This is a genomic window from Marinobacter sp. JSM 1782161 (assembly GCF_011421605.1).
Lineage (GTDB): Bacteria > Pseudomonadota > Gammaproteobacteria > Pseudomonadales > Oleiphilaceae > Marinobacter_A > Marinobacter_A bohaiensis.
Genome location: NZ_WSSA01000004.1, coordinates 202,962 through 219,161, shown reverse-complemented (window position 1 = coordinate 219,161; position 16,200 = coordinate 202,962). Strand labels below are relative to the sequence as shown.

The following is a 16,200-nucleotide window of genomic DNA, read 5'->3' as shown; positions in this document are numbered from 1 at the left end:
CAAGAAAGACGCCGTTCGATTTAGAGGGCCTGCACCACTTCTTCCACCTGCAGGCGAACGCTTTCCAGGCCATTGCCGGACAGGTACCACAGGCCCGGGTTGAGCACGGTGACAGCCGGCACCGCGCCACCCAACTGCTGCTTCAACGCATCGAGATCGACCTGACCGGCCCCGATGGCGGCGCTGCGGTCGACGATCATCAGGTGATCCGGTGCCATCCGCGCGATGACGTCCGGCGTCAGCGGCGTGAAGGTGCGGGTACCGCGGGTAACCGACTCCACATCGTCCGGGACCACCGGCTCGGCCAGGCCCAGCAGGTCGTAGACCACGGGCTCGTGACGCAGGCCGAAGTGACCGTCGTTGTGAGTAACCACCAGCACGTCCTGCGTTTCGTCGATGCGATCGCGCTGCTTCTCCACAACCGCCCGAAGCTCCGCCAGCGCCGTCTCCGCCTGATCCCGGGCGTGGAAACGCTCGGCCAGCTTCAGCACGTTGGCGGAAACCGCCTCCAGGTATGCGCCGTCTTCCAGACCCACATTGACCGTCTCGGCGATCTCGTCCAGCGTTTCCACGGCGTCGCCCTGACGGCCGGTGACTAGGATCAGGTCCGGCGCCGCTCCGCGCACTGCTTCCACGTCAGGGCTCTTGAGGTTACCGGCGTCCGGGTAGGCATCGCCGCTGTATTGGGACAGGTAATCCGGCAGGCCGCCCTTGGGGACGGCGACCACCTGATCGCCCAGCCCCAGGGCATCCAGGGTGTCGAGGCTGCCGAAGTCGAAACTCACCACGCGTGGCAGGTCGTGGGCGGCGACCGCCGCCGGGCCCAGGCTGGCGCCGAGAGCCAGCGCCGCGGCGGCCAGGGTTTGTCTTACCTTCATGAATGTCTCCTTGGTGTATTTGTTGAGAACCGATCTCATAAACATCGATTCCGCCAAGATACACAAAACCCCGGCCCGTCAGGGACGGCGGGGCGAGACATGATGTTGCGGAAAGTGGAACGACCGGCCGACGCCGGCTCTACGCCGTTACCACATCAGGTCGTCGGGGATCTGGTAGTCCTTGTAGGGATCGTCCTCATCCGGCTGATCCGCCTTGGGATCGTGCAGGATCACCGGCATCTCGGCGTCCCGCTCCAGGATCTTGCGGGCGGTGTCCGCCGGGATCAGGTGAAAATCCTCCCCCAGCACGGCAATGGCCAGACGGCCACGGGCCAGCTTGTCCGCCTGCTCGGCGCTGACGTAGATCTTCTGGATTTTCGTGCCCACCACGAACTGGTAAGCCGTCTCACCCTTGTCCCGGGCGACGCCGTGCTGATCGACCATCTGCCGGATCTGCGCCTGGCGGGCCTGTTGCGCCTGCTGTTCCTGACGCTGACGGTTGATCTCGCGATCCCGCTCGACTTTTTCCGCACGCGCCTTGTCCGCCGCGGCCTTGCGGGCCGCCGCCTCGGCGTCCGTCGGCTGCTTTTGCTTGCGGGCCTTGCGCTTTTCCTGGCGCACCTGGCGGGCCTTTTTCTCGTCCGCCAGTCCGGCCTGCATCAACTGTTCCTGCAGGGATTTCGCCATCGTTCACCTCTCTGCCTGTCGTTGCCCGCATTATCGGCAATCGCCGCCCCCGCTGACAACGCCCGTCGACTCAGGCCCGTCCCTGCCGACGCAGGCGGCGTCGCACCCAGTCGCGATAGAGCCGGGACAGCAGCGGACGCACCAGCGGCAGCCCCAACAGCCAGGCCAACGGGCGCAGACGCGGAACCCGCGCCATCAGCAGGCGATAGGCGTCCAGCTCGCGATGGATGTGGCCGGCGCTGTCCTGCACGTGGAGTTCGTGCAGGGCCTGGCGCGGGTCGATGCCCAGAGCGCGCAGCTCCGCATCCTGACCGGTGATGTCGTACCAGGTGACGGACTGGGCGCCGGCCCAGCGCTCGTAGCGACGCCGGTCCGCCCGGCAGCGCGGGCAGGCTCCGTCGTAGTAGACGATCAGGCGTTCATGGCGGTTCATACGGAAACTCCGGAGCCGGATCACTGCAACCAGTCGAACGACTCGTTGAGGAACTGGTTGTCCTTTTCCGCCACCACCTCGCCGTGGGCCATGACGATGCGTGTCGGCGCCCACGCTTTGATATGGGCCAGTGCGGCCTGCGCCTTGTGCTTGTTGAAGCTCAGGCGCCAGTCCAGCGGCGTCTTGCCATGGGGCGCGAGGATGCCGGCCAACCGGGCCACGGGCCGCTGCCACCAGTTGAAGTGGCCTTCCGGGAAATTCTCGATCAGGTCGGCGACGATCAGCGTGCGGCTGGCACGGTGGAAGAAAACCGCTTCGCTCATCAGCCGCGAACCGTCGAACAGGACCTGGTCAATCTGCCGCGCCCAGGCCTGGGGCGGATGCTCGCCCAGGGTCTCGTCGAAGTGGACGTCCGGGCGCTTGTCGATCACCTGCCGGGTGCCGTATACCCGGGCGTCGGGACAGGCCTCGGCCCAGTCCGCCAGGAACAGGTGGTGCAGATGATTGGGTGCAACCAGGTGCGCCACCGGTCCCAGGGCATTCAGCTGCGCTTGCAGCGATGTGGTCAGGCGGATCGGGCTATGCAGCCAGAGCTGGCCGTTGTCCAGGCGCACCACGGTCATGCGCGTGCTGTAGGGGAAACCGTGGAAGGTGACGGTATCGCCGTCAACGATCCACAGGTCGTCGGCGAGACGTTGCATCAGGCGGCTCCGTTGTACGTTCAGGCCGCGCGGTCAGCGGCCAGCAGCCAGGCCCGCGCCTGTTCCATTTCATCGTACCCGAAGGTGCGGATTTCGGCGGCCAGGAAATGGCTGCCCAGGGTTTCCGCCGCATTGAGCACCCCGGAGTCGGTGACCAGCGCCACGCGCCGGACCTGACGGTGATGGTCGCGGACGAAACGCAGGTGCGACAGCATCGAGGCCAGCGATGCCCAGCCGGGGAAAGACCGGACATGCACCAGCAACCCCGGCAGGGGGCCGTTCTCTTCGATGTAGGGATCGATGACCTGGGCCGCGTACTGGAAATCCTCCGGGGTCAATGCCCCCTCCGGTTCCAGCACGGCGATACCCGCTTCCCGCTCCAGTTTTACCTTCAGCATCTGTCACCTCCTGTGGGCGGAACTCCAGGGCTTGGGGGCGTTCTTACCCTGCTTGGGCGGACTGGCGTTCGCAGCATCCCGACGAAGCGTTTACCATGGCCAACGCTTCGGCCGCGGTCTACTGTGAACGCGTTCTGCCAACGCTATACTGACTCCAAAACAAGACCCATGAGCTAACGCTGTCAATGCCTGTATCACAAGCCTATCGCCTGCGCCCGAAGCCCGCCAGCGTCCGTATTGAAAACTACCGCAAGTACGCGGTGCTGCATAACACGGCGCTGGTCGCCACCGTACTGCACGCCGGACTGATCTTCCTGTTCGGCCTGATCGGCAGCACCGTCCTGGCACTGTTCAATGTCGCCAGCGTGGCGGCCTGGCTGCTGGCCTGGTGGCTCAACCGGCGCGGCCGGCATGGCCAGGCAATCTATGTGATGTGCCTGGAAACCGCGGGGCATGCCTTTCTCGCGGTGTCGATCCTGGGCGCGGACAGCGGCTTCCATTTCTATCTCTGGCCGGTAGCCTGCCTGGCCATCATGAACCCACGCCTGCTGCCGCGGCAGGCCGCGGTGATCGGTTACACCTGTATCGCCCTGTTCGCCTACCTGCAGCTGCGTTACGGCGGCGTTCCATACCGCTATGCCTTTGCCGACTATGTCCCGCTGCTGTACTTCATCAACGTGATGACGGCGGCCTTCCCGCTGGTACTGGCGATGGTCATGGTGCGCACCACCAAGGAAGCCCAGGAATACCAGCTCATGGAAATGGCCACGCGGGATCCGCTCACCGGTCTGTACAACCGGCGCTTTGCCAACGAGTTTCTGGGCCAGACCTTCGCCGGACACGACCGCCAGGACCGGGCTTTCTGCATCGCCCTGGGCGATATCGACCGATTCCGCGACGTCAACGACCGCCACGGACACGAGATCGGCGACGAGGTTCTGGAAACCATCGCCATGACCCTGCTGGGCACCTTTCGCCGTTCGGACTGCCTGTGTCGCTGGGGTGGCGATGAGTTCATGATTGCCTTCCCGGAAACATCCGAGGACACCGCCCTTGCCGCGCTGGAGCGCTTTCGCACGGCCCTGCAGCGCCAGCGTGTACGCCGCCAGGAGCAGTCGGTGTCGGTTACCCTGAGTTTCGGGCTCGTTACGGCGGCCCCCGGGGAAAGCGCCGAGGAGTGTATCCACCGGGCGGACGACATGCTCTACCACGCCAAACGTGCCGGCGGCGACCGGACCGTGACCCCGGCGCGCGCCGCCGAGCCGTCACTGCAGGATTCCCCGGGCTAAGCCGAACGGCGCCGTCACAGCCCTGGCCAGACGGCGCTCCCCGGGACTATCTTGAATTCCATGACTGCACCGTTAATCGTCGTATTCGGCGGCACCGGCTATCTGGGAACCCACGTTGTCCTGCGGTGCCTGCGGGCAGGGTTCCGGGTCCGGATCGTGGCCCGCCAGCCGGCAACCTTGCCGGTCGCCTCCGGATCAGCCAGCTATCAGGCGGCGGACCTGAACGATCCGGCGTCGCTCCCGCAGGCGCTGGTGGACGCCGACGCCGTGGTCAATGCCGTCAGTCTGTATGTGGAAAAACCGCCCACGCTGACGTTCGAACGTGTCCACGTGACCGGCGCCCGTCAATTGGCCGAGGCCTGTCGGCAGCGCGGCATTCCCACGCTGGTTCATCTGTCCGGCCTCAATCCCGACCCGGACTCTCCGTCTCGCTACGTCAGCGCCCGCGGGCGCGGCGAGCAGGCCGTGCGCGCCGTCTTCCCGGACGCCATCGTGCTGCGGCCCAGCGCCCTCTTCGGCAATCACCGGGGGTTGATGAGCACCCTGGAACAGCTGACCCGTCTGCCCGTGATTCCCCTGTTTGGCCGCGGCCAGACCCGATTGCAACCGGTGCACGTCGAAGACGTGGCCCAGGCCGTGGTGAACACCCTCGCCGAGCCCACCTGCCGGGGACGGATCTACGAGCTGGGCGGTGCCCGAATCCTGACCTATCGCCAGTTGGTGTGCCTGGCCCTGCGCCACACCGGACGCCGAAGGCCGCTGCTACCGGTGCCGTTTGCCCTCTGGTTCGCGGGCGCCACTCTGCTGTCACTGCTGCCGTCGCCGCCATTGACGCGGGATCAACTGATTCTGATGCGGGACGATAACGTGGTGGCGCCGGACACCGACGATCTGGCGAGCCTGGGCATCAAGGCAAGGGATATCGAGACAACAGGCTGAGGGAGGAGGACAAAGCCGGCGCAGTCGCACCCGGACCACAGCCTACAGAACAGAAGCGAATGAACAGGGGCACAAAAAAAGGAGCAGCGACGGGGCTGCTCCAACAGGGGGATTACAGTGCTTCGGCTAAAAAGGACCTGAGTTCACCCAGGGAGGCAACTCCAGTGCGGCGGGCGACCGCCAGCCCCTCTCGAAAGACGATGAGGGCGGGCAGGTTGCTGACGCCAAGGGCGCTGGCCGTTTCCGGGTTAAGGTCCACATTCACCGACACCACATCCACGGTGTCGGCAAATTCATGGGCCAAGCCGGCCAGGGTGGGCTTGAGTGTGTGGCACGGACCGCACCAGGGGGCCCAGAATTCGACCACCACGGTTTTCTTGCGGTGGCTGATGGCCCCGGCAAATTCGCGATCGGACACCTCGCGGACAAGGTTTTTCACACCCCGGCTCCACTGCTGTGACTTGGCTGATGTAGGGCATGATGCCGCAGGTCACTGGCTCGGACTAATTGCGACGCCGTATAGTGGACATCACGGCTGGTGATGCGGTGATCGCCGTGGCGTATTGGCACCCCGCTCAAGCGCTTGTTCCCAGGAGACCCGGAATGAAAAATCAGGAACTGACCCTGCTGTATGTATTCAACGCCATTATGACGGAAGGGTCGATTACCCGGGCGGCGGAGCGGCTGTCGATGACCCAGCCGGCGGTCTCCAATTCGGTGGCGCGCATGCGTCAGATCTGGAACGACCCGCTGTTCATCAAGAAGGGCCGCAACATCGAGCCGACGTCGTATGCGCTCAGCCTCTGGAACCAGGTGCGCAGCCCCATGTACGAGCTGTCCAACGCCGTGCGCGACAGCCACTTCGATCCCGGCGAATCCAAGCGGGAATTCCGCATCGCCATTCCCGACGCCACGCTGGAGCTGATCTGGCAGTCGCTGGTGTGCGAGCTGGAGAAATGCGCGCCGGGCATCGACCTCCACGCGGTGCCCTACGCCACCGAGACGGCCTTCAACCAGCTGCGCCAGGCCCACGTGGACATGGCCATCGGCATGCTGACCGAGCACGACCACAGCCTGCGCAGCCGTTGGCTGTTCGACAGCCACCAGACCCTGGCCATGCGCAGCGACCATCCTCTGGCGGGCCAGCCGCTGAGCCTGGACGACTTCATCGCGGCCAAGCACCTGATGGTGTCCATGGCCGGCACGGCGCGCAATATCGTGGATTCCGCCCTGAGCCGCCAGGGTCTGAAACGGCGGGTGGCGGTAACGGTCAATCATTTCCCGGCGGTGCCCAAACTGCTGCGCACCTCGGACCTGATCGCGACGATTCCGGACATCGCCACCTACGACGAGGATTTCAAGGACGGCATCTGGATGACAGCGCCGCCACTGGACGTGGATCGCACCAGTCTCTACCTGATCTGGCACACCCGACACGACCGGGATCCAAGCATTATCTGGATGCGGGACCTGGTGGAACGGGTGACCAAGGCGCGCTGGGCCGATCTGAACGATGCCATGGCGGAGGCCGGACAAACAGCCAGCTCCGGCTGAGGCGGGCGGGGCAACTCGGTCCCCCGGCACTCGTGTCCCTTGGCACTAGTTCAAGGTCTTGCTGAAAATCAGCCCGCCCCAGGCCAGGGTGCGGTCGGCGTCGCCACCGTCCACTTCCGAACTTTGCACCCGGGCCACGTAACTGAGCTTGTAACCCTGCCCCAGGGAGTGGGTATAGCCCAGCCATGCCTCCGCCAGCAGCGGACGCACATCACTGCGATCAATGGTGTAGTCGCTGTGGCGGAACTGGCCTTCCAGAAACGCGTTGTAGGCCCGCGCCTTGAGGGCCACACCGCCCCAGAAATAGCTCTCCCGCGCCTGACCGGCGCTGGTTTCGTTGACCCGCTCGCCGTAGGCGGTCAGCTCCGGGTTGAAGCGGTTGTCCGGGGATGAAATCAGCCCGTCCCGGAAGGTCAGCGCCACCCCCGCCTCGGTCAGGTAACCGGCCGACGCGTAGTAGGTGGCCTTGAACTTGGACGACGGCGTGCTGATGTCCAGGTAGTCGTGATAGGCCAGGGAATAGCGCAGCGTGGGCTCGCCGCCATCGGACACCTGGTGGTCCCAGCCCCGGGCTTTCTCGCTGGACAGCACCTGGTGCACCGCGTTCTGGCCGCCCTTGAAGACATCCAGCCCCAGCATCCCCAGCGTCAGCGACGAGGTCCAGCCATCACCGGTCTTCGGGTTCACGTAGGAGCGACTGTTGCTCAGGTACACCAGGCTGGCGTATGGGCGATCGCCGTGGACGACATTGGCCTGGTCGATGTCTTCGGGCGTGAAACCGTAGACACCGAACTCGATGGCCGGCGTGTGGGCGTCTATGTCCGGCAGGGCGCGATCCAGGCCCAGCGAACGGTCCACCCAGCCCAGGGTATTGTCCAGTGGGCGCCAGTGATCGACGCCCTGCCTGCCGGCGTAGGTCAGCGCGAAACCGGCGGTGTAATCGCGGTCGGTGTGGCGCGGGGCCAACAGGTCGTTGTCGAAAGAGATGGCCCAGGCCTGTGGGCTGCCATGCTCAGTGGGGGATGCGGACGCCACCGCGAGTGATGATGGGTCCGTCTGCGGGGCCGCCGACAGCACGGGATGGAAGAGTACTGTTGCGAGCAACCCGGCTAGCCGTCTGTTTCTCATTGGGTCCTCCTGCAGCGATCGCACCGCCTGCGGTGCGATTCCGTCGAGGCCCAATAGTTTTACGCTTAATTATTGCCAAAACTAATCAAAATTTGGAATTCAATGCATCATATATTTTTATGATTTCATACTATTAACTCTCTTTAACGGGGTAGGTAGTCGCACGTACATCATGCAGGATGATATTTAGAATACATACATAGAATTATTCTATGCCGGTGTGTTCCTCGATAATTATTTCATCGGGACGCGGCAAGGACTCGTCCGAACCGCTCCCACAACCAGCGTTACTTATTTGGAGGAAACACCATGCGTACCACTATCCTGAACACACTGCTCGTTGCCGCACTCGCATTCGCCGGCGTTGCTCACGCCAGCCAGGCCGACCGCGCCTCTGACGAAGCGGTCGCCGCGCCGATCACACTGGCCCCCCAAAGCATCGGCGAAGCCAGCGGCTCTTGATCGCCCAGACCATCCGGCCGCAGCGCGCTCAGCGCCTGCCGGCCGGATGCCTGATCTCCCATCGACCGTAGCGCTATCCACCAAGCCAGGCCGATCCATCCCCCGCACCGGTCACGGCGCGAACCGCGGCAAAGCCAGCAACAGTACGCCCACACCGACCATCGGCCAGGTGCCTGTCACCAGATACGGATACAGCATCAGCGCCAGCCCGCTGTAAAAGTACGGCTTGCGTTGCTGTCGACGTCCGTAAATGAAGTAACCCAACCCCAACGAACTGAAAACCAGTCCGACGAACAGCGGCGTGGTATCGATCATGGCCCTGCTTCCCTCATCATTCCGTTTACGACAATTCCCGGATAAAACTCTGCGGCGGCTTGCCAAAATGGCGCCGGAAGGTCGCCACGAACGCGCTGCTGCTGCGGTAGCCCAGGGTGTGGGCCACCGTCGCGCTACGCTCGCCCTGGCTCAACCGATTCACCGCTTCCAGCAGGCGCAGGCGCGTCCGCCATTGCTGAAAACTCATGCCTGTTTCGGCCTTGAACAGCCGCTCCACGGTGCGCGGGCTGGCGCCGCAGTCCCGGGCCAGCTCCGCCAGATGGCGGCGGTCGGCCGGGTCGGCGGACAGCTGCTGCATCACGGCCTGCAGGCGCCGGTCCCGTGCGGCGGGCAGGTACAGCGGCGAGGGTTCCAGGCGGGCGATTTCATCCAGCACCACCTGCACCAGACGCGCATCACCACCATGGGGCGGATGCGTCGGGTCCAGGGCCATCACACGTCCGATCAGCGCCCGCAGCAACCCGGTCATCTCCATCACCTGGCACTGCTCGGGCAGGTCGTGGCAGGCGCTGGCGTCGACGTAGAGGTAGCGGATCGAGGCACGCGTCTGGGTGGTTACCTGGTGACGGATCCAGGGCGCAATCCAGACGGCGTGGGTGGGCGGCACCACCCAGGCGCCGCCGTCGGTGATGATCCGCAACACACCCTGCTCGGCCCAGGCCAGCTGTCCGCGGGGATGGGCATGGCTGCGCACGGTCCGGTCGCGGTGGTAGGCGGCCGCGTGGCACAGCACCGGCCGCCGCGGATCCTCGATGAAGCCTTTGCCTTGGGGCTCGTGTTGTGGCGTGTTGGCGATACCCATTGTCAACCTGTCGGCTTTTAACCTGACGAGAATACACCCAAGATAAGCGCTCGCAAACTGAGGAGTCTCGCCGTGTTTAACCGACGTCACCTGGCGCCCGCGCTGGTGGTCCTGGTCGCCTTCCTGGCGGTGCTGATCCAGGTCCATCCACCGGCGGTGCTGGATGCCAACCAGACCCGGACCCTGGGCATCGTGCTGGTCACCCTGGTGCTCTGGGCGACCGGGGTGCTGCCGGAATACCTGAGCGCGTTGCTGTTCTTCCTGGCCGCCCTGCTGCTGGAAGTGGCGACGCCGGCACAGATCTTCTCCGGCTTCGCGTCTTCCGCCTGGTGGCTGATCTTCGCCGGCATGATCATCGGCCTGGCGATCCGCAACACCGGCCTGGGCGACCGGCTTGCCGCCGTATTGGGTAAACGCCTGGCCCACAGCTACGCAGGCCTGATCGTGGGGTTGGTGGTGGTCTGCACCCTGTTGGGTTTTGTCATGCCCTCGTCCATGGGGCGTATCCTGATGATGATTCCGGTGGGCATGGCCCTGGCGGAGCGTTGCGGCTTCGAGGCCGGGAGCCCGGGGCGTACCGGCGTGGCACTGGCGGTGACGATGGGCTGTCACGTGACAACGTTCACCATCCTGCCGGCCAACATTCCCAACATGGTGATGGTTGGCGCCGCCGACACGATCTACGGGCTGCAGTTCCGTTACACCGATTACCTGCTGCTGCATTTCCCGATTCTCGGTGCCCTTAAGGCTTTCGTCATCGGTTGGCTGATCCTGCGTTTTTTCCCGGCGACGACCGCGACCACTCCGGCGTCGACGTCCCAAGTGCCATCATCCGGCGCCCTGTCGGGGCAACAGCGTTATCTCTCGGTCATCCTGCTGGTCGCGCTGGGCCTGTGGCTTACCGACAGCTGGCATGGTGTGGGCCCGGCCTGGGTGGGGCTGGGCGTGGCCATCTTTCTGCTGCTGCCGAAAGTGGGCCTGGTGGACAACAGCCGCGTGGGTCCGCAACTGAACATCACCGTGCTGCTGTTCGTCGCCGGCGTGCTGGGCCTGGGCGCGGTGGTGAACGGTTCGGGGCTGGGGCAGATCCTGGCCACGCACATGGAACGCTGGCTGCCGCTGTCGCCGGGGTCCGACGCCGGCAACTTCTTCTCGCTGGTGGGGATGGCCTTCAGTACGGGCCTGCTGACGACACTGCCGGGGGTGCCGGCGGTGCTCACGCCCATGGCCCAGGATCTGTCCCAGTTGACCGGCCTGAGCCTGGAGACGGTGATCATGACACAGGTGGTGGGCTTTTCGACGATCCTGCTTCCGTACCAGTCCGGCCCGCTGCTGGTGGGGATGCAACTGGCCCACGAACCGGTGCGCAGCCTGCTTAAGATCACCTTGCCACTGGCCGTGATCATGTGGCTGGTGCTGATTCCCCTGGATTATCTGTGGTGGCAGCTGCTGGGCATGTTCGGAGGCGCCTGACGGATTTCAGTGCTCGAAGCGGCGCGCCTGGCTGTAGCGGTCGCGCCAGTAGTAACCGTCCAACGCGGATTCGGTGACGCCCACTGAGCTGGAGGCGTGGATGAAGCGGTTGCCGCCCATGTAGATGCCGGCATGCTGGTCTTTGCCCTCGATGCGGAAGAACACCAGGTCTCCCGGCTGTATCCGGTCGATGGGCACCACATCGCCCATGGCCAGCATCTGGTCTGTCGTACGTGGCAGCAGACGGCCCAGGCCCTCGCGATAGGCGGTCATGATGAAGCCCGAGCAATCGAAACCATCACTGTCGGTGCCGCCGTAACGGTAGGGCGTGCCTTCGTAGCGCTCGAACACCGCCTGCAGGCGATGCGTGGTGGTCGAAGCCGGTGCTGCATCGACGGTGGAGAATCGCGGCGGCGGATCCGCGGGCGGCGTACCGGCACAACCGACCAACCCGATCAGCAGCAGCGCCATGAGCCCCAACCGGTGAGAACCGGTAAAGAATCTATTTTTCAGAAGGTTGGGGCGAATCATGGGTATTTCCTGTGAACAACGGGTGCTACCCGGTCACTTTTCAATGACTTTTAACGGGTTTCCAGCCACTTTCCGAACACTCTATCGGCAAAATCCGTGGCTGTCAGGTTACCATTCCGACGCCCTAATCCCCCCGCCAGTTGACGCTGTACAGCTCGTGCCGACGGTCGTGCAGGTTCTTGACGGTCCCGCTGTTGCGCGCGGTCAGTAGCACCTTGGGCCGCAGGTCTGCGAAGGCGACGGTTTCCACGTTGGGGGTGGTATCGGCCGCGATGCCGTCGCGGTCGAAGGGGAAATCGCAGGGCGTGAGGATGCAGCTCTGGCCGTACTGCAGCTCCATGTTCGGCACATTGGGCAGGTTCCCCACATTGCCGGACAGCACCACATAGAGCTGATTCTCCACCGCCCGCGCCTGGCCGCAATAGCGCACCCGCAGATAGCTCTGGCGCTCGTCGGTACAGAACGGCACGAACAGGATCTGGATGCCCTGGTCCACCAGGTGGCGGGCCAGTTCCGGAAACTCGGCGTCGTAACAGACCAGCACACCGATGGGGCCGCAGTCGGTCTCGATGGCGCTGACCCGCCGACCGCCGGTGATGTTCCACCAGTAGGCCTCATTGGGGGTGGGGTGGATCTTGGGTTGCTCGAACACCTGGCCGTCGCGCAGGAACACGTAGGCCATATTGCGTATCGTGTCGTCGGCGGCTTTCACCGGCGTCGAGCCGCCCACGATGTTGATGTTGTAGCGCAGCGCCAGGTCGCGCATCAGCTCGCGATAGGCCCCGGCGTAGTCGGTCATGGCCTCGATCGCCGCGGCCGCGCTTTCCCGGCGCCGCTCGATGGACAGCAGTTGCAGGGTGAACAGCTCGGGAAACACCACGAAGTCGCCCTTGTAGGTCGCCACGACGTCGACGAAGTACGTCACGATGTCGCTGAACGCCTCGAAAGAAGCCACCGGCCGCTGCTGATACTGCACCGTGCCGACGCGCACCGTGTCCGGCATGCGCTTGCCGTAGAGCTTCTGGCGCCCGCGTTCACCGTTGGGCGTGACCGCCGGGTTGCGCCAGATCAGGTGAATACCGTAGCCCATGGAATCGTGGTCGGCGTCCAGGTAATGGGGCAGGACGCCGTGGATTTCGAACTCGTTGTGGAGCTGGAAGGAGAGCACATCGTCGCGCTCCTTCTTCGAACGGATCGCCTCCACGTAGGCCTCGACGGAGTCGTAACGACGGATCTTTCGGCGCAGGGATGGCAGACGCCCGGCGAATACCACGCCCTGCAGCTCCAGCGCCTGACACAGCGACTTGCGCTCGTTGTACAGACGCTGGCCGATACGGTAGCCGCGATAGTCCGGGTCCACGCAGACTTCCATGCCGTAGAGCCAGTCCCCCTGGGGATCGTGGCGGGACGCATAACCGTTGCCGGTAACGGAAGTCCAGTCGTGGGGTTTCAGGGCCACCTCGCCGTCAATGCGGAAAGTGGCGCAATACCCCACCACCTGCTCGCCCACCACGGCCACGAACTGGCCTTCCGGGAAATTATTCATCTGACCGGTCAGTGGGCCCTCACTGTAGCCGTACATGCCGGTGCCGGCGTAGACCCGACGGCTGAGGGTGATGATGGCGGGAATATCCGAACGCCGCGCCTGACGGACCTCCAGCCGCTTGTTCGGGTCGGAAAAGGGCGGACACATAGGTTTTCTCCCGGGAAGGCCTTCGTGTTGCCGTCACGGCGTTCCCCACCCGATCCGACCGTCCGGTCCGAGTGATCCCCCCGCCAGACAGCACAGCCGCGGAATCGACTCGACGCAGACAGGATCACCGGAACAGGACGCCACCGGCCCATGGCCGGCGGCATCAGCAGAATGGTGGGCGGGGCCGACGGCCGGCCCCTTTAAAGGCGCGCTAGAACCGGAACAGCCAGGGCAGCAGCACCTCGCCGTAGCCCCACAGCATCACCGTGATGGCCAGCATGCCCTCAAGGATCAGCACGCCGAAGGCCAGGGTGGTGCTGGAGACGATGAAGCCTTCTTCCGAGCTGATGCCCAGGAAGTACGGGATGCCGAGGTAGAGCAGGTAAGCGGACACACACAGACCCACAATTCCGGCCAGCAGGCACAACCAGACCAGCGGATAGACCGCCACGAGCCCGCTGAGGAACATGGGGGTGGCGATGTAGCCGGCGAAGATCACGCAGCGGCGGCGGCTGGGCGGCTTGCGAAAGCGCTTGGCCATCCAGTGGATCACGCTGCCGACCAGGAACACGGCGCCCAGAATGGCGACGTAGAAGGCAACGCCCGCCAGGAACGCGCTGAGCAGATCAAGCTTTATGAAGGCATGGTCGCCCCCAAAGCCCCAACCCACCAGAGTGGTCCCGATAAAGGCACAGATCACGGGGATCGCGGCGAGCAGGAGCACGTGGTGAGCGTACAGGTGCCTCACCGTTTCGTGCTCGTCCTCAATGTGCCCCCACTCGGACTTCGGATGGGTCAATAGGCCCCAGACGTGCGTCAGCATACAAACACCCCCTCTCACGGCGTTGATGACTTTCAACATCCAGAACGTTTGTTATCTCAACATATAGTCGATGTTTGCCCAATGCGCACACCCGGATGCAGTGATTCTTTCGCCAGATCAACACAGGGATCGCGAAATCGGGCTCGGCCTGGAGGGGGAACAGCAGGAAAGGGAAGGTGATGCAGACCGCCGCCCGTTCAGACGGCAATCTGCATCGGAGGATCAGGCCAGGGCAGCCGGCAGCAGCCCGTTGATGGCCATCATGAAGCTCAGCACCATGACCGTCAGGATCGAGAATCCGAAGTGGCCCTTGGCCCACTTCACATCGTCCTCGGCCCGATAGCCCTTGAGCCCCAGACGCAGCCAGTAGAGGCCCATCAGCAGGATCACCACGAAGTACGCGATGCCCGTATAGCCCGCCACAGTCAGCGACAGGGCCGCCACCAGGAAGGCGACGGTATACGCCACCATGTGGTGCTTGGCGCTGTCGATGCCGTTGACCACCGGCAGCACCGGAATGCGGGCCGCCTTGTAGTCACTGAAGCGGAAGATGGCAATCGCGTAGGAATGCGGCATCTGCCACAGGCAGAAGGTCACCAGCAGGATCAGCGCGGCGCCGTCGAACTGCCCGGTCACCGCACAGTAGCCCACCACCGGCGGCATGGCACCGGACAGACTGCCGATCAGCGTGCCGTACACCGAATGGCGCTTCGAATACAGACTGTAGGCGCCGACGTAGATCGCGAAGCCGAACAGCGCCAGACCCGCGGTCAGCAGGTTGGTCTGCATCAGCATGGTGAACCCCGCCAGACCCAACAGCGTGGCAAAACCCAGGGTCGTGGCCGGTGTAATCGTCCCCTGCACCAGGGGCCGGTCCTGGGTGCGCTCCATCACCGCATCGATGTCGCGATCGATGACGTTGTTGAAGGCACACCCGGAGGCAATCACCAGCGCCAGACCCAACAGGGTGACAACGAACAGCGCCGGATTGAACCCGCCCTGGGTGGCCAGGAAAAAGCCACCCATGACGGAGATCGAGTTGCCGAAAATGATTCCCGGCTTGGTGAGGGCGATGAATTGCCGGAGCACGTCCTTAACAGACGCGCCCGACATCACATCAGATTGATGTGCAGGTGATACAAAATCCACAGTGAGCCACCAATGACGAGGACCAGGATCACGGCGGTGAAGAACACGAAAGAGCCGGATTCACGGCCTTCCTGTGACTTCAGGTTCATATGCATGAACAGGATCAGCTGAATCATTACCTGCAGGATCGCCATGATGGTGATCGTGACAACAGTAACGGCCTCGCTGAAACCGCCTTTCATCACCATGCCAAACGGAATAGCCGTCAGGACAAGGGAGAGAATCAGCCCGATGACGTAGGACTTAACGCTGCCATGGCTATGGCTTTCGCTGTCATGAGAGGTAGACGTACTCATTACAGGGCTCCCATCAGGTAGACAAAGGTGAACACGCAAATCCACACGATATCCAGGAAGTGCCAGAACAGGCTCAGGCACATGATGCGCGGACGCGTCATATCATTGAGTCCCTTGGTCGACAGCTGAATCAGCATGACCAGCAACCACAGCAGGCCGAAGCTGACGTGCAGACCGTGGGTTCCGACCAGGCCAAAGAAGGCGGACAGGAAGCCACTGCGGTCGGGACCATAACCTTCCACGATCAGGTGATGGAATTCGTAGATTTCCATACCGACGAAGCCGGCGCCCAGCAGGAAGGTCACAGCCAGCCAGCCCTTGAGCTGGCCGATCTTGTCCTTGTTCATGGCCAGTACAGCCATGCCGTAGGTGAAACTACTGAACAGCAGCAGGACCGTCTCGACCAGGACAAAGTCCAGTTCGAAGATGTCCTTGGCGGTGGGACCGCCGGCGGTGCCGTCGTGCAGCACGCCGTAGGTCGCGAACAGCGAGCCGAAGATGATGAGATCTGACATCAGATAGATCCAGAACGCATACATCTTCATACCAGCGGTATCGTGGTGCTCGTGGTCATCGTGGCCGCCGTGAGCGGCCACATTGTCGTGAGTCATAGTGTCAGTTGCCATGA

Annotated in this window: 20 protein-coding genes; 5 read left to right on the top strand and 15 right to left on the bottom strand. The window is 63.7% G+C overall.

Annotation, left to right across the window (positions count from 1 at the left end):
* Window positions 1-20 precede the first annotated feature (20 nt).
* From GQB00_RS17450 to GQB00_RS17430, 5 genes are all read right to left on the bottom strand, one after another.
* Window positions 21-878: an ABC transporter substrate-binding protein gene (locus tag GQB00_RS17450; RefSeq protein WP_111497213.1), complete on the bottom strand. Its 858-nt coding sequence runs from the start codon at window positions 876-878 to the stop codon at window positions 21-23.
* A gap of 147 nt (window positions 879-1,025) precedes the next feature.
* Window positions 1,026-1,565, bottom strand: coding sequence for a DUF2058 domain-containing protein (locus tag GQB00_RS17445; RefSeq protein WP_111497214.1), 540 nt, complete (start codon window positions 1,563-1,565; stop codon window positions 1,026-1,028).
* A gap of 70 nt (window positions 1,566-1,635) precedes the next feature.
* Window positions 1,636-1,998, bottom strand: a complete 363-nt coding sequence (locus GQB00_RS17440; RefSeq protein ID WP_111497215.1) for a thiol-disulfide oxidoreductase DCC family protein — start codon at window positions 1,996-1,998, stop codon at window positions 1,636-1,638.
* Between the two features lie 20 nt (window positions 1,999-2,018).
* Complete coding sequence (locus tag GQB00_RS17435) at window positions 2,019-2,699, bottom strand: DUF4336 domain-containing protein (RefSeq protein ID WP_165857245.1); 681 nt, start codon at window positions 2,697-2,699, stop codon at window positions 2,019-2,021.
* Between the two features lie 20 nt (window positions 2,700-2,719).
* Entirely contained in the window at window positions 2,720-3,097 is a 378-nt protein-coding gene (locus GQB00_RS17430) for an STAS/SEC14 domain-containing protein (RefSeq protein ID WP_111497217.1), read from the bottom strand.
* A 185-nt stretch (window positions 3,098-3,282) separates the two neighbouring features.
* Between GQB00_RS17430 and GQB00_RS17425 the strand changes: the two genes are divergently transcribed.
* On the top strand, window positions 3,283-4,386 hold the full coding sequence (locus GQB00_RS17425; protein ID WP_111497218.1) for a GGDEF domain-containing protein: 1,104 nt from the start codon (window positions 3,283-3,285) through the stop codon (window positions 4,384-4,386).
* Between the two features lie 60 nt (window positions 4,387-4,446).
* Window positions 4,447-5,325, top strand: a complete 879-nt coding sequence (locus GQB00_RS17420) for a complex I NDUFA9 subunit family protein (protein WP_165857244.1) — start codon at window positions 4,447-4,449, stop codon at window positions 5,323-5,325.
* 112 nt (window positions 5,326-5,437) lie between these two features.
* Here the strand turns inward: GQB00_RS17420 and GQB00_RS17415 are convergent, their stop codons facing one another.
* Window positions 5,438-5,764, bottom strand: a complete 327-nt coding sequence (locus GQB00_RS17415; RefSeq protein WP_111497220.1) for a thioredoxin family protein — start codon at window positions 5,762-5,764, stop codon at window positions 5,438-5,440.
* Window positions 5,765-5,928: 164 nt separating this feature from the next.
* Between GQB00_RS17415 and GQB00_RS17410 the strand changes: the two genes are divergently transcribed.
* Window positions 5,929-6,879 (top strand): LysR family transcriptional regulator, encoded by a 951-nt coding sequence (locus tag GQB00_RS17410; protein WP_165857243.1) that lies wholly within the window; start codon window positions 5,929-5,931, stop codon window positions 6,877-6,879.
* A 45-nt stretch (window positions 6,880-6,924) separates the two neighbouring features.
* Here GQB00_RS17410 and GQB00_RS17405 read toward each other — a convergent pair whose 3' ends face one another.
* Window positions 6,925-8,007, bottom strand: coding sequence for a lipid A deacylase LpxR family protein (locus tag GQB00_RS17405; RefSeq protein WP_165857242.1), 1,083 nt, complete (start codon window positions 8,005-8,007; stop codon window positions 6,925-6,927).
* A 309-nt stretch (window positions 8,008-8,316) separates the two neighbouring features.
* On the opposite strand from GQB00_RS17405, the gene GQB00_RS17400 reads away from it, so the two are divergent.
* Complete coding sequence (locus GQB00_RS17400) at window positions 8,317-8,469, top strand: hypothetical protein (RefSeq protein WP_162628848.1); 153 nt, start codon at window positions 8,317-8,319, stop codon at window positions 8,467-8,469.
* 111 nt (window positions 8,470-8,580) lie between these two features.
* On the opposite strand, the gene GQB00_RS17395 is transcribed toward GQB00_RS17400, so the two are convergent.
* Window positions 8,581-8,784: a hypothetical protein gene (locus tag GQB00_RS17395; RefSeq protein WP_207950852.1), complete on the bottom strand. Its 204-nt coding sequence runs from the start codon at window positions 8,782-8,784 to the stop codon at window positions 8,581-8,583.
* 25 nt (window positions 8,785-8,809) lie between these two features.
* On the bottom strand, window positions 8,810-9,607 hold the full coding sequence (locus GQB00_RS17390) for an AraC family transcriptional regulator (protein ID WP_165857241.1): 798 nt from the start codon (window positions 9,605-9,607) through the stop codon (window positions 8,810-8,812).
* Window positions 9,608-9,679: 72 nt separating this feature from the next.
* Between GQB00_RS17390 and GQB00_RS17385 the strand changes: the two genes are divergently transcribed.
* Window positions 9,680-11,080 carry an SLC13 family permease gene (locus GQB00_RS17385; protein ID WP_165857240.1) on the top strand — a complete coding sequence of 467 codons (1,401 nt, stop codon included), beginning with the start codon at window positions 9,680-9,682 and terminating at the stop codon, window positions 11,078-11,080.
* Between the two features lie 6 nt (window positions 11,081-11,086).
* Here GQB00_RS17385 and GQB00_RS17380 read toward each other — a convergent pair whose 3' ends face one another.
* From GQB00_RS17380 to GQB00_RS17355, 6 genes are all read right to left on the bottom strand, one after another.
* On the bottom strand, window positions 11,087-11,611 hold the full coding sequence (locus GQB00_RS17380; protein ID WP_228276888.1) for a C40 family peptidase: 525 nt from the start codon (window positions 11,609-11,611) through the stop codon (window positions 11,087-11,089).
* A 124-nt stretch (window positions 11,612-11,735) separates the two neighbouring features.
* Window positions 11,736-13,304 (bottom strand): bifunctional GNAT family N-acetyltransferase/carbon-nitrogen hydrolase family protein, encoded by a 1,569-nt coding sequence (locus GQB00_RS17375; RefSeq protein ID WP_165857239.1) that lies wholly within the window; start codon window positions 13,302-13,304, stop codon window positions 11,736-11,738.
* A 211-nt stretch (window positions 13,305-13,515) separates the two neighbouring features.
* Window positions 13,516-14,127, bottom strand: a complete 612-nt coding sequence (locus tag GQB00_RS17370; protein ID WP_111497227.1) for a Yip1 family protein — start codon at window positions 14,125-14,127, stop codon at window positions 13,516-13,518.
* 222 nt (window positions 14,128-14,349) lie between these two features.
* Window positions 14,350-15,240, bottom strand: coding sequence for a heme o synthase (gene cyoE, locus GQB00_RS17365; RefSeq protein ID WP_207950851.1), 891 nt, complete (start codon window positions 15,238-15,240; stop codon window positions 14,350-14,352).
* On the bottom strand, window positions 15,240-15,572 hold the full coding sequence (gene cyoD / locus GQB00_RS17360; RefSeq protein ID WP_111497228.1) for a cytochrome o ubiquinol oxidase subunit IV: 333 nt from the start codon (window positions 15,570-15,572) through the stop codon (window positions 15,240-15,242). Before cyoD ends, cyoE begins: the two co-directional genes overlap by 1 nt.
* Window positions 15,572-16,198: a cytochrome o ubiquinol oxidase subunit III gene (locus tag GQB00_RS17355; protein WP_111497229.1), complete on the bottom strand. Its 627-nt coding sequence runs from the start codon at window positions 16,196-16,198 to the stop codon at window positions 15,572-15,574. Before GQB00_RS17355 ends, cyoD begins: the two co-directional genes overlap by 1 nt.
* Window positions 16,199-16,200 lie beyond the last annotated feature (2 nt).

Bases quoted from the DNA above. Each gene is read 5' to 3' on its own strand.
- GQB00_RS17450 (WP_111497213.1), bottom strand. From the start codon at position 878: ATGAAGGTAAGACAAACCCTGGCCGCCGCGGCGCTGGCTCTCGGCGCC.
- GQB00_RS17445 (WP_111497214.1), bottom strand. From the start codon at position 1,565: ATGGCGAAATCCCTGCAGGAACAGTTGATGCAGGCCGGACTGGCGGAC.
- GQB00_RS17440 (WP_111497215.1), bottom strand. From the start codon at position 1,998: ATGAACCGCCATGAACGCCTGATCGTCTACTACGACGGAGCCTGCCCG.
- GQB00_RS17435 (WP_165857245.1), bottom strand. From the start codon at position 2,699: ATGCAACGTCTCGCCGACGACCTGTGGATCGTTGACGGCGATACCGTC.
- GQB00_RS17430 (WP_111497217.1), bottom strand. From the start codon at position 3,097: ATGCTGAAGGTAAAACTGGAGCGGGAAGCGGGTATCGCCGTGCTGGAA.
- GQB00_RS17425 (WP_111497218.1), top strand. From the start codon at position 3,283: ATGCCTGTATCACAAGCCTATCGCCTGCGCCCGAAGCCCGCCAGCGTC.
- GQB00_RS17420 (WP_165857244.1), top strand. From the start codon at position 4,447: ATGACTGCACCGTTAATCGTCGTATTCGGCGGCACCGGCTATCTGGGA.
- GQB00_RS17410 (WP_165857243.1), top strand. From the start codon at position 5,929: ATGAAAAATCAGGAACTGACCCTGCTGTATGTATTCAACGCCATTATG.
- GQB00_RS17405 (WP_165857242.1), bottom strand. From the start codon at position 8,007: ATGAGAAACAGACGGCTAGCCGGGTTGCTCGCAACAGTACTCTTCCAT.
- GQB00_RS17400 (WP_162628848.1), top strand. From the start codon at position 8,317: ATGCGTACCACTATCCTGAACACACTGCTCGTTGCCGCACTCGCATTC.
- GQB00_RS17395 (WP_207950852.1), bottom strand. From the start codon at position 8,784: ATGATCGATACCACGCCGCTGTTCGTCGGACTGGTTTTCAGTTCGTTG.
- GQB00_RS17390 (WP_165857241.1), bottom strand. From the start codon at position 9,607: ATGGGTATCGCCAACACGCCACAACACGAGCCCCAAGGCAAAGGCTTC.
- GQB00_RS17380 (WP_228276888.1), bottom strand. From the start codon at position 11,611: ATGATTCGCCCCAACCTTCTGAAAAATAGATTCTTTACCGGTTCTCAC.
- GQB00_RS17375 (WP_165857239.1), bottom strand. From the start codon at position 13,304: ATGTGTCCGCCCTTTTCCGACCCGAACAAGCGGCTGGAGGTCCGTCAG.
- GQB00_RS17370 (WP_111497227.1), bottom strand. From the start codon at position 14,127: ATGCTGACGCACGTCTGGGGCCTATTGACCCATCCGAAGTCCGAGTGG.
- cyoE (WP_207950851.1), bottom strand. From the start codon at position 15,240: ATGTCGGGCGCGTCTGTTAAGGACGTGCTCCGGCAATTCATCGCCCTC.
- cyoD (WP_111497228.1), bottom strand. From the start codon at position 15,572: ATGAGTACGTCTACCTCTCATGACAGCGAAAGCCATAGCCATGGCAGC.
- GQB00_RS17355 (WP_111497229.1), bottom strand. From the start codon at position 16,198: ATGGCAACTGACACTATGACTCACGACAATGTGGCCGCTCACGGCGGC.